At 45.1% G+C, this 14,327-nt stretch carries 10 protein-coding genes and 1 tRNA gene; 9 read left to right on the top strand and 2 right to left on the bottom strand.

The annotated features are described in order from the left end of the window. Window positions 1-122 precede the first annotated feature (122 nt). Window positions 123-959, top strand: a complete 837-nt coding sequence (locus MKY54_RS25165) for an aldo/keto reductase (protein WP_036686969.1) — start codon at window positions 123-125, stop codon at window positions 957-959. Between the two features lie 113 nt (window positions 960-1,072). Here the strand turns inward: MKY54_RS25165 and asnB are convergent, their stop codons facing one another. Continuing rightward, the gene (asnB, locus tag MKY54_RS25160) at window positions 1,073-2,917 is read right to left on the bottom strand and encodes an asparagine synthase (glutamine-hydrolyzing) (protein WP_339188283.1); all 1,845 of its coding nucleotides are present in this window, start codon (window positions 2,915-2,917) and stop codon (window positions 1,073-1,075) included. Between the two features lie 144 nt (window positions 2,918-3,061). Between asnB and MKY54_RS25155 the strand changes: the two genes are divergently transcribed. After that, on the top strand, window positions 3,062-3,418 hold the full coding sequence (locus tag MKY54_RS25155; protein WP_036686975.1) for a hypothetical protein: 357 nt from the start codon (window positions 3,062-3,064) through the stop codon (window positions 3,416-3,418). A 209-nt stretch (window positions 3,419-3,627) separates the two neighbouring features. Beyond that, window positions 3,628-3,701, top strand: a tRNA-Arg gene (locus MKY54_RS25150). A gap of 1,618 nt (window positions 3,702-5,319) precedes the next feature. Here the strand turns inward: MKY54_RS25150 and MKY54_RS25145 are convergent. Beyond that, window positions 5,320-6,228, bottom strand: a complete 909-nt coding sequence (locus MKY54_RS25145) for a serine hydrolase (protein ID WP_339188280.1) — start codon at window positions 6,226-6,228, stop codon at window positions 5,320-5,322. A gap of 444 nt (window positions 6,229-6,672) precedes the next feature. On the opposite strand from MKY54_RS25145, the gene MKY54_RS25140 reads away from it, so the two are divergent. The 6 genes from MKY54_RS25140 (at window position 6,673) to bglX (ending at window position 14,303) form a co-directional block, all read left to right on the top strand. Next, window positions 6,673-7,686 carry a LacI family DNA-binding transcriptional regulator gene (locus tag MKY54_RS25140; RefSeq protein ID WP_076142395.1) on the top strand — a complete coding sequence of 338 codons (1,014 nt, stop codon included), beginning with the start codon at window positions 6,673-6,675 and terminating at the stop codon, window positions 7,684-7,686. A 24-nt stretch (window positions 7,687-7,710) separates the two neighbouring features. Beyond that, window positions 7,711-8,460, top strand: coding sequence for an alpha/beta hydrolase-fold protein (locus MKY54_RS25135; RefSeq protein ID WP_339188278.1), 750 nt, complete (start codon window positions 7,711-7,713; stop codon window positions 8,458-8,460). A 62-nt stretch (window positions 8,461-8,522) separates the two neighbouring features. Beyond that, complete coding sequence (locus MKY54_RS25130) at window positions 8,523-9,446, top strand: ABC transporter permease subunit (RefSeq protein WP_036687012.1); 924 nt, start codon at window positions 8,523-8,525, stop codon at window positions 9,444-9,446. Between the two features lie 17 nt (window positions 9,447-9,463). Next, complete coding sequence (locus MKY54_RS25125; protein ID WP_036686985.1) at window positions 9,464-10,363, top strand: carbohydrate ABC transporter permease; 900 nt, start codon at window positions 9,464-9,466, stop codon at window positions 10,361-10,363. Between the two features lie 57 nt (window positions 10,364-10,420). After that, a complete protein-coding gene (locus tag MKY54_RS25120) occupies window positions 10,421-12,025 on the top strand; it encodes an extracellular solute-binding protein (protein ID WP_076129208.1) in 1,605 nt (534 codons plus the stop codon). A gap of 109 nt (window positions 12,026-12,134) precedes the next feature. Beyond that, window positions 12,135-14,303, top strand: a complete 2,169-nt coding sequence (bglX, locus tag MKY54_RS25115; RefSeq protein WP_076281897.1) for a beta-glucosidase BglX — start codon at window positions 12,135-12,137, stop codon at window positions 14,301-14,303. The last annotated feature ends 24 nt before the right edge of the window (window positions 14,304-14,327 follow it).

The following is a 14,327-nucleotide window of genomic DNA, read 5'->3' as shown; positions in this document are numbered from 1 at the left end:
TGTAAGGATTTGGGGAATGATGAAGCCATCTGCTATACTTTTTATGGTAGCGTTTGCTTCTTAAGTGGATAAATAGGTTAAGTATGTTTAACGAAATAACAATAAGCTTGGAGGGTTAAGCGATGAGTGAATTGAATGCACCGTTCTCGGGTGGTCCTACTTTAAATGACGGGGTGACCATGCCGTGGCTGGGTCTTGGCGTGTATAAGACTAAAGATGGCGAAGAGGTTATTCATGCGGTCAAAACCGCAGTGGAATTAGGATATCGCAGTATTGATACGGCAGCCGGATACAATAACGAAGAAGGCGTAGGACAAGCTATTCGTGATTGTGGAGTGGCCCGGGATGAGTTGTTTATTACAACTAAAGTACGGAATCCTGATCAAGGTTATGAATCTACGCTAAAAGCGTTCGAGGATAGCCGGCGCAAGCTGGGTCTGGACTATCTAGATCTGTATCTCATACACTGGCCGGTGGCAGGGAAATATCGTGAGACATGGAAGGCCTTAATTCATCTGCAAAAAGAAGGCCTCATCAAATCTATCGGCGTGAGCAATTTTCAGGTTCATCATCTGAAAGATATCATCGAGGATACCGGAGTGGTGCCTGTGGTGAATCAGGTGGAATTCCATCCGCTGTTGACTCAGCGCGAGCTGCTGAAATATGCCAATGAACAGGGTATTCAGCTTGAAGCATGGAGTCCATTAATGCAGGGGAATCTTGATCTACCGCTCTTAAAAGAGTTGGCTGAGAAGTATGGCAAGACCCCTGCTCAAATTGTACTTCGCTGGGATTTGCAGCAAGGTGTCATTACGATTCCTAAATCCGTACATGCGGATCGAATCAAGGAGAATGCCGGATTCTTTGACTTTACGCTTAGTGACGAGGATGTCAAAGCTATCGAGGGCTTGAACAAAGACCATCGATTTGGCCCGGACCCGGACAACTTTAACTTTTAAAGATCGTTCAGATAAGATCGTAGAGTAATCATTGCAAATACAAGCCAAACAGCAAGCCACCGGATACGGGGACTTGCTGTTTGGCTTGTCGATTACCTCAGTTCTCTACGCGCTTATTGGATGGAGACGTTATATTTACGCAGCCAGAGATCCACTTGGGCGAGGTAAGCAAACAGCTGAGGACCGGACATGAGCTGGCCGAACCAAGGCAGATTGGTTGAGGATTCTGGGGAAGCGGCGATCTCACGGATTTTGGCAGCATTAATTAGCGGAAGTAGGGGTGAAGTGGAGTCATCCAGAATGTTTAATACCTGAGTTCGTACCGCATTTAAATAGGCAGGATTATGAGTTTTGGGGTAAGGGCTTTTTTTGCGGTAGAGCACATCGTCTGGAAGAATGCCTTCAAGAGATTTACGCAAAATCCCTTTTTCACGGCCCCCCAGATTCTTGATTTCCCACGGAATATTAAATACATATTGAACGAGTCGGTGATCACAATAAGGAACACGTACCTCTAGCCCTGCGCCCATGCTCATTCGGTCTTTACGGTCTAGTAGAGTAGGCATGAAGCGGGTGATATTCAGATAGGACATTACGCGCATTTGTGCTTGTTTTCCTGTTTCTCCATCCAATTTCGGAACTTCAGCCACCGCATCACTATATCTGTCACCCAAATATTCCAGTGGACGAATCCACTCGTTAATTTCTGGGGAAAGTAGACTTGCACGCATTTTCGGAGCAACTGACCAAGGAAAAGTGCCTGAGGAGAGCATTTCCTCACGGTGGAACCAAGGGTATCCGCCAAAAATCTCATCCGCCGCTTCACCGGAAATAGCTACTGTCGCGTTCTTTTTAATCTCCCGGCAAAATAAGTACAAAGAAGAGTCCACATCGGTCATCCCTGGTAAATCCCTAGTGTACAATGCATTATCCAGCGCTTCTACAAGCTCCGGGGTATCGAACGAGATGTAGTGGTGGTTTGTATTCAATTCATCGACCATTCGTTTAATCCACGGCCCATCTGCTCCCGGCTGGAAAGTATGACTTTTGAAATGTTTGTCGTTATCTACATAGTCTACGGAATAAGTATCCACTTGTCCCTGACCATTCCGGTTGTAGTAATCCACTGCAAGTGCCGTCAGCGCACTGGAATCCAGCCCTCCCGACAAAAGAGAGCAAACAGGGACGTCTGAGACCAGTTGGCGTTCGAGTGTATCTTGGAGCAGTTCACGCACCTTAGCGGCTGTCTCTGCTTCATTGTCAGTATGCTTTGCGCTCTCCAGCTTCCAATAGGCATAACTGCGCAGACCTTCACGGCTATAGATCATAGCATGACCTGGACGAAGCTCTTGCATATCCTTATAAACACCATGACCCGGTGTACGCGCTGGACCGATGATGAAGATTTCTGCGAGACCTTCAGGACCGACGATTGGTTGTACCTTGGGATGCTGTAGTAACGCTTTAGGCTCTGAGCCAAAAACCAGGACATCATCAACCTTGCTGTAGAACAGGGGTTTCACACCTAAACGGTCACGTGCAAAAAAGACTTGGTCCCGAAGACCGTCCCATACTGCAAAAGCAAAGATTCCATTGAGCTTCTCTGCGCAATCCGGCCCCCATTCGATATAGGAATGCAGAAGCACTTCTGTATCGCACTGGGTGCGGAATTGATGCCCTCGCTGCTTAAGTTCCTGTTTGAGTTCGAGGGCGTTATATAATTCGCCGTTGTAAACAATCGCGTATACCTGTTCCTCATGGCGGGTGATCATGGGCTGGGCACCGTTCTCCGGATCGATAACGCTAAGTCTGCGGTGACCGAAAGCACAGGGGCCTGAGATCCAGGTTCCGGCTGCATCGGGGCCGCGGTTTGCTAAAGTTTCAGTCATTTTGACCAGCAGCTGCGAGTGCTGAGTGAGATCTCCGCGCCACTGGATAAATCCGGTTATTCCGCACATGATGGTTCATCCTCTCTTTTGTGCGATTGTTGTCCTTACTTTTTTGCCAAGTAATACAGATATATGCCGAAGGAAGGCATAAAATGTATGTCCTTATCCGAACACTAGGGGAGAGGGGAATTTGCCAGGAGGGAAGGATGACAGGTGTATTATATTAAAGACGCCAAAATTCGCAGAATGATGGAGTACGATGGTGCGCCTTGTGCAGAAGTGGGTGTTTTGCCGGGTGCTGTTAGTGATCCTGCGCTTTTGGTGTATATCGTTGAGGATCGGCGTGAAGAAGGATATGAGATTGTCCGTATTCTGACTAATGATGCTGATACCTCCACCGATTGGTTTGATAACAATATGCATGACGCTTTTCAAGATGTGACCTCAAGTGCATTTACAGGCAGTAACTTCATGTCGCCAGAAGATGAGCATTCCAAGTTTCAACGAGAATTACTCACTTTTGGGGATTTAAAAAAGCAGCTGGAGAAGCGTTTTCGAAAGCTGGAGTAAATATCGAAGGTTTGTAAAACGCACACTGGAATGGCTGAAAAGGACGGCAGAAATGCCGTTTTTTTCATTTCCTGTGGTTACGCTGATGTGTGAAAAAGCTGCACCGGAAACACTTTTATTATTTTTCTAAGTTGTTTTGACTTGAAAAATCCGCTGAATAAGGTATAATAAATATCGTTGCGTCAATACATAGTATTTATTTCTTATATGTCCCGGTAGCTCAGCTGGATAGAGCATGCGCCTTCTAAGCGCACGGTCAGGGGTTCGAATCCCTTCCGGGACGTCAATTAACAGCCTTCCTTCGGGAAGGCTGTTTTTGCGTGCGCGAGTTTTAGTTCGAGGTCACACACGGGGTGCTTTGTCTTCCTTCTTGATCTAAACGTCGAAATTCGAGTCATCGTTGAACATTAAACTTCCAGCATCTAGCCCGCATTTGTACATACGCAGCAACTATCGGACCCAGATGACCTTAAATGCTGAGAAATGCGGAATTTGCGATGTTATCAGACTCCATCGTCACTATTGATGCCAAACGTGCCCCAAATGAGCTACTTTCTCAAGAATAGCTGCTGTGGAGTTCGAAACGTTGCTCAAAAGGCGATAAAAGAGTAAATAACATCATCTGAGTCCGCAAGCATCCTCGGTCTGAGTAATGCTGGTTACTTGGTGTGTTGAGCTGCTAACCATCATTGAACATCAAACTTCGAGCGACTAGATCACATTTGCACATACGCAGCAGCTATCGGACCCAGAGGACCTTAAATGCTGAAAAGTGCCACATTTGCGATGTCATCGGACTCCATCGTCGCTATTGGTGCCAAACGTGCCCCAAATGAGCCACTTTCTCAGGAATAGCTGCACTGGAGTCCGAAACGTTGCTCAAAAGGCGATAAAAGAGTAAATAACGTTATCTGAGTCCGCGTGCCTCCTCAGCCTCAGAAAGTAATGGTTACTTGGTGTGATGAGTTACTTATTTTGCACATACGCAGCAGCTATCGGACCCAGATGACCTTAAATGCTGAAAAGTGCCACATTTGCGATGTTATCGGACTCCATCGTCACTATTGATGCCAAACGTGCCCCAAATGAGCTACTTTCTCAGGAATAGCTGCACTGGAGTCCGAAACGTTGCTCAAAAGGCGATAAAAGAGTAAATAACGTCATCTGAGTCCGCGTGCCTCCTCAGCCTCAGAAAGTAATGGTTACTTGGTGTGATGAGTTACTTATTTTGTACATACGCAGCAGCTATCGGACCCAGATGACCTTAAATGCTGAAAAGCGCCACATTTGCGATGTCATCGGACTCCATCGTCGCTATTGATGCCAAACGTGCCCCAAAAGAGCTACTTTCTCAGGAATAGCTGCACTGGAGTCCGAAACGTTGCTCGTAAGGCGATAAAAGAGTAAATAACGTCATCTGAGTCCGCAAGCCTCCTCAGTCTAAGTAATGCTGGTTACTTGGTGTTGTGCATCTATTGGTGTTGACTGCATGGCGTGTTTGGCGTTGGGGACATACGGTTTGAGCATTTATTGGTGTGAACGCTTGGGCGTGTTTAGTTACTTATCATCTGTTGAGTTACTTATTTTGCACATACGCAGCAGCTATCGGACACAGAGGACCTTAAATGCTGAAAAGTGCGGGATTTGCGATGTCATCGGACTCCATCGTCGCTATTGGTACCAAATGTGCCCCAAATGAGCTACTTTCTCAGGAATAGCTGCGCTGGAGTCCGAAACGTTGCTCAAAAGGCGATAAAAGAGTAAATAACGTCATCTGAGTCCGCAAGCCTCCTCAGCCTCAAACAGCGCTGGTTACTTGGCGGTGTTAAGTACTAATCGCGGAAGAATGTAAATTACCCATTATGCGCACGCTAACCTCAAGCCATAAAAAAAGACCGCTCCTAAAGAAGCGGCCAGATTTCCTCCCAGACGGTATCCAGGATTCCCTGCATGCTATCTTCCATGCTGTTAATTGCAATGACTGCTTGAGCGTCCGGCACCACAAGACAGAATTGTCCATGAGCGCCATCGGCACGGTAAGCGTCGTGGGAGCAGCGCCAGAATTGACAGCCGTATCCTTCTCCCCAGTCGTCGTTTCCATCATTGTCGATCTGTTTTTGTGTAACAAAATCGATCCATGCTGCGGGAATTAGTTGCTGGCCCTGCCACTTTCCTTGCTGTAAAAGCAGCTGTCCAAACCGGCTTAACTCTTCCGTGTTAATCTGAAGTCCGGCACAGCCAAGGGTTACCCCTTGAGGTGTTGTTTCCCAATCGACATTGTTTATGCCCAGAGGTGCAAACAAATGAGGTACCAGATAATCCTTTACGGTTTGCCCGACGCGGGCTTGCACCATTGCAGAGATCATAATGGTATCTCCGCTGCTGTATGTAAATTTCTCTCCGGGAGCTCTGTCTAAAGACAGAGACAAATAATGCTGCACCCAATTTTTATCCTTCAAGGCTAATCTCTCTTCAGCCCAAAATGGAGGGGAGTCGTGCCCTGTACTCATTCGCAGCAAATCGAACAAAGTTATATCTCCGGGCTGCATGGAAGGAGGTGTTTGTTTAAGAGGAGAGGCATACTCCGGAAAAACATCTCTAAGCGTTGTTTCCAGTGTCAGCTTCCCTTCATCAATGGCAAGACCTACTGCCATACAAGTAAAAGACTTGCTGACGGAATGCTGCAAGCGCCGAATATCCTCCGTGAGATCCAGTTTTCCCACAAGGTTACCGTTTTGAAGCACACGAACATTGAAGATATTCAGGTTTCGTTCACGAGCCTTAGCTGCGAATGGAGCCATGTTCAACATAAAAAGAGTCCTTCTTTCTCTTGATATTCCTAGCTAGGATAGCGAAGTGACAAAAAGAAAAACTAGAAAAATGAGTGGAAACGTTTTCTGTTATTGCGATAAAAATCGCTAAATTGATGGTATTCCATTCTTATTTTAAAGTCAATAAAACAAGGAAAACTATTGTTTGATATATAAATACCAATTATTTCTAATTTGTAGATTGAATAACTATAGACTTATTGTAATTTTAACCAAATAAAAAGTGATGAATCACAATTTTTTTTGCCTTTTTAGTTGACTTATAAAAATTACCTGTTCATAATGGACGAAGTAAGCGAAAAAAACGCGCTAAGGACTCAAAATGATGTCGTGGGAAACGTTTCCCATCATTTCATGCGTTTCCACAACCTGATTTTCATCGGGTGAAGGGGGGACTCATCATAGGAGTGGAGCAAGGTAAATATGAATATCAAAGATATTGCAAGGCTATCAGGCGTGGGTATCGCCACAGTCTCCAGAGTAATCAATAATAGCGGTGTTGTAAGCGATACAACTAGAGCTAAAGTGATGGCGGTTGTTAGAGAACATAACTATATTCCAAACGGTAATGCAAGCAACTTGAAAAAAACGCGATCCAATACCATAGCACTAATGGTAAAAGGGATCTCAAACCCGTTTTTTGCCGACATGATCAAAGAAGTTGAACGCCAGGTGAACCTGCGGGGATGTCCGCTAATGATCCAGCATGTAGAAGATGGAGTAGACGAGATCGATATCGCTCTACAGCTTGTAAAAGAAAAAAATCTATATGGCGTAATTTTTATGGGCGGAACGTATGATCACTCCGAAGATAAATTCAAACAATTAAAAATTCCATTTGTTCTGACTACCATCACGACTACAAAAGAAGTCGATCCTGCTGTTTTTTCAAGCGTGATCATTGATGATCTTCAGGAATCTTATAAGGCTGTCAGCTATTTAATCTCATTAGGACATCGCAATATCTGTTTTTTGGCCAGATTTCCTCTGGTGCAAAATACAACAGGTAATCGGCGGCTTATGGGATATATCAAAGCGCTTGAGGAGCATGGAATTGAGTACGACCCTTCAATGGTAGAGGATTGTGAATATAGTCCAAGCTCTGGCTTTACAGCTACCAAACGTCTGCTCAATAAGAAAAAAGATATCACTGCTGTTTTTGCTGCATCAGATACGATTGCCATTGGGGCGGCTAAGGCGTTATTGTCCTTGGGCTTATCAATTCCAAATGATGTTTCGATTATCGGATTCGACGGGATTGAAATGGCAGAATATTATCATCCATCTCTGGATACGATCAGCCAACCCGGAGTGGATATGGCGAAGGCCAGTGTTGAAATTTTGTTTGACCTGATCACAGGTGATTCGCAAAACAAACATATGGTATTCGAATCCGTACTGGTTAAGCGGGGATCTTGCAAGAAAATAAACAAATGAATAAGAACGAAAAGGAGATAACTCATGGCATTATTAACAGTTGAGACAGGCTCTCCTACCTTGAGAATGACAACGACCATCAGTATTATCTCCCCCGTCGATTCAGGCAACATGTCTGGAGGAACGCTCTACCTGATGCATGGTGCTGGTGATAACGCCAGTACTTGGCACAGGATGACTACTATTGAGCAGTATGCAAGTCAATATGGTTGTACAGTCATAATGCCCCAAGTAAACAGGAGCTATTATACAGACATGGAGTACGGACTGGATTACTTCCACTATGTGACCCATGAGCTTCCCGAGCTTTGTGGCCGAATGATGAGGTTGGATGATAATCCGCAGAAGACGTATATCGCTGGTTTATCGATGGGCGGGTATGGCGCTCTGAAATGTGGACTTACCTATCCCGAGCGTTACAGCAAAGTGGTTTCGTTATCAGGAGTTACCGATCTCCAGAAACGATTAAACGATCCGCAAATGTCCAAGGACATGGCGAGGGAGATGGCGGGTACTTTTGGAAAACGCTTACAAATTAAGCCGGATCAGGATCTGTACGCTTTAGCCGCTAAATTGGTCGACGATAAACGTAACCTGCCTTCGATTCTGACTTGCTGTGGTTCGGAAGATCCGTTTGTGGAGATGAATCGGGAATTCGCTGCTTATCTGGAGACGACCCCTTATGAATTTCAGTATGTTGAGACCCCTGGAACTCATGAATGGCGATTCTGGGAGGAACATCTGAAGACAACCTTTGATTTCTTGTACAACTAAAAGACATAAGCAGAGTGAGGAGATGCAAATTGAAATCCGAAGTTGCAATACCGGCTAAAAAAATGAACGACAGCAGATTCCAACTGTTCCTAAGAGAAGTCTGGAAGAACAGAATGGTCTATACTCTGGTGCTTCCTGGACTAGTGTGGCTTTTCCTATTCGCTTATCTGCCGATGGGTGGTCTATCTCTGGCTTTTAAAGATTTTAAAGCGAATTTAGGAATTTGGGGCAGCCCATGGAGCGGATTCGAGAATTTCACCTATGTATTCCGTGACCCAGCTTTTATTGACGCCGTATGGAGAACGTTAACCATTAACATCGGTAAGCTGATTATTCAGTTCCCTTTTCCAATCATATTGGCATTGCTGCTGAATGAACTGCGCATGAATCGTTACAAAAAAGCTTTACAGACGGTGTTTACATTTCCGAACTTCCTGTCATGGATCGTAGTATCCGGGGTTGTTATCAATGTGCTTTCCTATGATGGTCTGGTTAACAGCCTCATTCAAATGTTTGGCGGGACAGGCATTAACTTCCTGGGTTCTGAAAAAATGTTCGTTCCGATGTTGTATCTTACGGATATCTGGAAATCAGCAGGTTGGGGCGCCATTATCTTTATGGCCGCTATCTCTGGTATTGATACAGACCAATATGAATCCGCACAGATTGATGGTGCTACACGCTTGCAGCAAATGTTCCGCATTACTCTGCCTAACATTCTTCCGACGATTACGATTATGTTTATCCTTTCTGTCGGTGGCCTGATGTCATCTGGATTTGACCAAATCTTTAACTTGAGCAACGCTGCAACGAAAAACGTCTCGGAAGTACTAGATGTGTATATCTACCGAATCACGTTCCAGTCTTCAACAGACTTTTCATTCTCCACTGCAGTCAGTTTGTTCCGTTCACTTGTTAATATGATTCTGCTGATTCTGGCAGACAGAGCTGCCAAACTTATGGGCGGAGACGGTTTATTCCGGTAAGAAAGGAGTGCAAATGTATGAGTAAAAAAAAGCTGACAATTATGCAAGACCATAAAAAAATGACCGCTATGGATTATGTGATTTTCGTAATTCTGAGTGTAGGCGCTTTGGCCATTCTTATTCCATTCTGGAATGTCATTATGATTTCTTTTTCTACGCAAAAAGAATACGCTGATAACCCTATGATGTTATTTCCGAAGAACCCAACACTGGAATCCTATCGGGCACTCTTTGCTGATGGGCGGATCGGGACAGGGTATTGGAATACCTTTAAGATCTTAATCTTAGGACTCCCGCTTAGCTTGTTCTTAACGACAAGTATGGCTTACGGCCTTAGCCGCAATAAATTCCCGGGTAAAAAGCTGATTTTTATGCTTGTCCTGTTCACAATGATTTTTAATGGCGGGATTGTACCTTTGTACCTGGTGATGAAGGATCTGCATCTGACAGGCAACCTTTGGTCAGTTATTCTGGCTGGAAGCTTCAGTGCGTTTAACCTGATTCTGATGTCGAACTATTTTAGCAGTCTGCCTGAGTCCCTGATGGAATCTGCGCGACTTGATGGTGCTGGGGAATGGAGAATCCTGTTCTCTGTAGTCCTGCCATTATCTGCTCCAATCGTAGCTACCATCACATTGTTCTACGGAGTAGCCTTCTGGAATGGATGGTATGACGCCATGATCTTCCTGCGGAAAGCGGATCAGATGCCACTGCAGAACGTGTTGCGATCTATCATTATGGAAGCCCAAGTGAATGCATCGAATGCCACAAGTGTTGACGCAGTGGGTAAACAATCATTCTCCATGGGTATGAAAATGGCGGCAGTATTCGTTACCATGGTTCCTATTATGTGTTTCTTCCCAATGCTCCAAAAGCACTTTGCCAAAGGGGTACTTACAGGGGCTATCAAGACCTAGTGGTTTATGATTTATCCATATAAAAGAGGGTCAGTCACACAATTTAAGGAGGACAAAATGAATATTTTAAAAAGAAAATCTGTAAAGTCAATCCTTGCCGGTGTTTTATGTCTTACTCCAATCATGTTGGCAGCATGCTCAAGCTCAGACAACAATGCTAATAGCGGAAATTCAGGCAATCCAACAGATGGATATAAAGATGAGTTGAAGATTTCGTTAGCCAGTACCATTAAGACAACAGAATCTGATTTTGATAACGTGTATCATAAATATTTTACGGATAAGTTCAATATTAAATGGGATTACAACTATATTGAATGGGATTCATGGGCTGAGAAGCTTCGCCTATGGATTAACTCTGGTGATCTTCCTGACGTAGCAAGCTGGAACTATGTTCACGGTGATGCGCTTAATTACATTGATCAAGGGCTGCTGTACAAGCTGCCAGATGACTGGAAAGAACGCTGGCCGAATGTGGCAGCCGCTTATAAGTTGACAGGACTTGGCGATGAATTGGAGAAAGCGGTAGGTGGCACTTATGTTCTGCCAAGACCGGTATACTTTGAGAACAAGCCGGCAGATCCGCTCATTAACCAAATCGGAGTAATTGCTCTGCGTTCTGACTGGGCTAAAGCCGTTGGTTTTGAATTGAAGGATGCCTACACTACTACAGAACTGATGGAATTTGCTAGATTGCTTAAAGAGAAAGACCCTGGCAAGGTAGGAGATAAACTCATTCCTATTTCTTATGACATCAACGATGCTTTGACTAATATTGTAATGGCTAATAGCGTGCATTCCAGAGTAGAGTCAGCATTCTATAAAGATGCAGATGGCAAATACCAATGGGGTCCAGCCAACGATGAAACGTTAGCGGCACTGAAAGAACTTCAAACTACTTATAAAGAAGGATTACTGCACCCTGAGTTTTATACTTGGAAAAATGGTGAATCTGGCCAAAAGTTCACAGTTAACGGTGTTTCCGGTATTACGAGTCTAGGTGGTTTGGCTTCTTACAGAAAAGACATGGACGTTAAAATGAAAGATAACCTAGGTGTAAATAGTGATGACCTAGTACACACAGCTATTGTACTTGGCGATGACGGTAAATATCGTAACCTTGATCAAGTTAACTTCTGGTCTGCTGTAATCTTCTCGCCAGATATTAGCAAAGAGAAATTTGAACGGATTATGGACTTCATGGAATATACAACAAGTAAAGAAGGTCAATTGACTGTTAACTTGGGCTTTGAAGGAACAGACTGGAAAAAAGGCGAAAATGGCGAATTAATCAGCCTACTCCCTGAAGGAACAACATTGGATAAGAAATATCCGAACCGTTTTGAAGGACTGTATGTCTTGGCGGATGACTTTAGTGTCGTGAACCCTGCGATCAAAAAAGAATATCGCGATCGTTCTGTAGAACTGTTCAAGGAAAAAGCTGAGCTTGCGTTAAAAGACAAAGCAACGGCAGAATATGACTGGGACTACCAGTTGTATGATTCCAAGGCTAAAAATCAGGCTTCCTTTGACTATGCTACAGAATACACTAACCTGATTTTGAAACCAGGCGATCTAGAGGCGAACTGGAAAGAATGGGTTAAGAGCAAACAATCCCTCGTTCAGCCGGTTCTAGATGAACTAAACAATCTAAAAAAATAGCTTTCGCCCTATGCATGTAGGAATGAACCTACAGGACCCGCGTGCAATTCTTGCACACGGGTTTTTCCATTCATAGGCATCGGCAGAATTGAACAATGGAGGATTTGAAATGAATGAGCAGCAACTGACTACCTTGTTGAACCAGATGACGCTTGAAGAAAAGATTGCACAATTGCAGCAGCTAGCCGCTAATTTCTATGAAGGGGCAGAGGATGGAGGACAAATCACTGGCCCTATGGCATCCATGGGAATTACGGACCACATGATCGAGAGCAGCGGCTCTGTACTTGGTCTATCAGGTGCAGCGCAAGTCATCGCGGTTCAGGAAGCCCATTTACGCAAAAATAGATTGGGCATTCCCTTGCTGATGATGGCGGATATTGTGCATGGCTTCAAGACGATTTTTCCGGTCCCGCTGGCAATTGGCTGCTCTTGGGATATGGATCGCGCAGAGCTGAGCGCCGAGATTGCGGCTAAAGAAGCGGCGGTCTCCGGTGTGCACGTTACTTATGCGCCAATGGCGGATCTTGTACGGGACCCACGTTGGGGAAGAGTAATGGAATCTACAGGAGAAGATCCATATTTGAATGGTAGGTTTGCCCGTGCGTTTGTGCGCGGATTTCAAGGAAGCGACTTGACTGGTGATGTGGATCGTCTGGCGGCTTGTATTAAGCACTTTGCTGCCTATGGTCTATCCGAAGGCGGTCGCGATTATAATACGGTGGATTTATCGGAGCGGCAGCTGCGTGAATATTATCTGCCGGCCTATCGTGCAGCACTGGATGAAGGTGCAGAAATGGTCATGACTTCATTTAATACGATTGATGGGATTCCGATAAGCGGCAACGTCAAGCTGCTTCGCCAGCTGCTTCGCGAAGAATGGGGATTTGATGGCGTATTGATTTCGGATTGGGGTGCAGTGAAGGAACTGATCCCACATGGTGTCGCCGAGGATGAGGCTGAGGCAGCACTTAAAGCCATCAAAGCTGGTGTAGACATCGAGATGATGACGGCTTGTTACGTTCATCAGCTTCCGGCACTTGTTGCAGATGGACAAGTAGATGAGAAGATTATTGATGAAGCTGTGCTTCGTATTTTGAAATTGAAGCAAAGATTGGGCTTGTTCGAGCATCCGTTCCGCGGAGCTGACGTCGAGAAAGAGCGTGAGGTAATCTTCTGTGAAGATCATCGAAATGCGGCGCGTGAGTTGGCGGCTAAATCCTGCGTACTGCTCAAGAATGATCAGGTTCTGCCGCTTGCTGCAGAGCAACGGATTGCGCTAATTGGACCGTTTGCTACTAGCGGAGATATTCTTGGACCGTGGTCGTGGTTGGGTTCAACGGAAGAGGCAAGCCGTCTTGCACCAGCACTTCAAGCTCGCGCAGGTGCGGGTAAGATTACTGTTGCAGAAGGTTCTGGAGTCGATAGCTTTACAGAGGAACAGTGGCTGGAGGCGGAAGCGGCTGCTAAGCAAGCTGATGTGATTGTACTGGCGCTTGGTGAACATTCAGAGATGAGTGGAGAAGCGGGCAGCCGTTCAGATATCCGTTTGCCGGAAGCGCAGCTTGAGCTTTTACAACGTCTGAAACAGCTGAATAAGCCTATCGTGGTGGTGTTGTTTAATGGACGTCCACTAGACTTGGCCGGTGTGTACGAGCATGCAGATGCTATTCTGGAAGCTTGGTTCCCGGGCAGTGAAGGCGGAGCGGCAATTGCCAGTCTACTTTATGGAGATGAGAATCCTTCAGGAAGATTAACGATGTCTTTCCCGGTATCCGTTGGGCAGATTCCAGTCTATTACAATCATTTCAACACTGGACGCCCACTTCATGCTCCGGGTGCCGACAAACGTTATGTCTCGCAATATCTGGACATTCCTAATGAACCGCTTTTGCCATTTGGTTTTGGACTGAGCTATACGACATTTAGCTATAGTGAACCAATTCTGTCCGGTGATATCATGACTGAAAATCAGCCTATTGAAATAAAAGTTACGGTGACCAATACTGGAGAAGTGGATGGGGAAGAGGTAGTGCAGCTGTATATCCGAGACATTTCCGGAGAGGTCGTCAGACCAATGAAGGAACTGAAGGATTTTGCCAAAATCAACCTCTCACCAGGGGAAAGTCGTGAAGTGACCTTTACACTTACCGAACAGCAGCTTCGTTACTATCATAGCGATCTAAGCTTTAGCAGCGATCCGGGACGATTTAAATTATTCGTCGGTTCGAACAGCAATGAGGTTAAAGAACGGGATTTTTGCTTAACATTAGCATAAGTAGAATATATACGGCAGTAACGC

Source organism: Paenibacillus sp. FSL P2-0121, from assembly GCF_037975345.1.
Classification (GTDB): Bacteria; Bacillota; Bacilli; order Paenibacillales; family Paenibacillaceae; genus Paenibacillus_AQ; species Paenibacillus_AQ odorifer.
The sequence above is the reverse complement of the archived record's forward strand: the minus strand, read 5'-3'. Positions and strand labels throughout refer to the sequence as shown.

What these genes read in the sequence shown, in the direction of transcription:
- MKY54_RS25120 (WP_076129208.1), top strand. Translation starts at nt 10,421, where the DNA reads ATGAATATTTTAAAAAGAAAATCTGTAAAGTCAATCCTTGCCGGTGTT.
- MKY54_RS25165 (WP_036686969.1), top strand. Translation starts at nt 123, where the DNA reads ATGAGTGAATTGAATGCACCGTTCTCGGGTGGTCCTACTTTAAATGAC.
- asnB (WP_339188283.1), bottom strand. Translation starts at nt 2,917, where the DNA reads ATGTGCGGAATAACCGGATTTATCCAGTGGCGCGGAGATCTCACTCAG.
- MKY54_RS25145 (WP_339188280.1), bottom strand. Translation starts at nt 6,228, where the DNA reads ATGTTGAACATGGCTCCATTCGCAGCTAAGGCTCGTGAACGAAACCTG.
- MKY54_RS25125 (WP_036686985.1), top strand. Translation starts at nt 9,464, where the DNA reads ATGAGTAAAAAAAAGCTGACAATTATGCAAGACCATAAAAAAATGACC.
- MKY54_RS25130 (WP_036687012.1), top strand. Translation starts at nt 8,523, where the DNA reads ATGAACGACAGCAGATTCCAACTGTTCCTAAGAGAAGTCTGGAAGAAC.
- bglX (WP_076281897.1), top strand. Translation starts at nt 12,135, where the DNA reads ATGAATGAGCAGCAACTGACTACCTTGTTGAACCAGATGACGCTTGAA.
- MKY54_RS25135 (WP_339188278.1), top strand. Translation starts at nt 7,711, where the DNA reads ATGGCATTATTAACAGTTGAGACAGGCTCTCCTACCTTGAGAATGACA.
- MKY54_RS25140 (WP_076142395.1), top strand. Translation starts at nt 6,673, where the DNA reads ATGAATATCAAAGATATTGCAAGGCTATCAGGCGTGGGTATCGCCACA.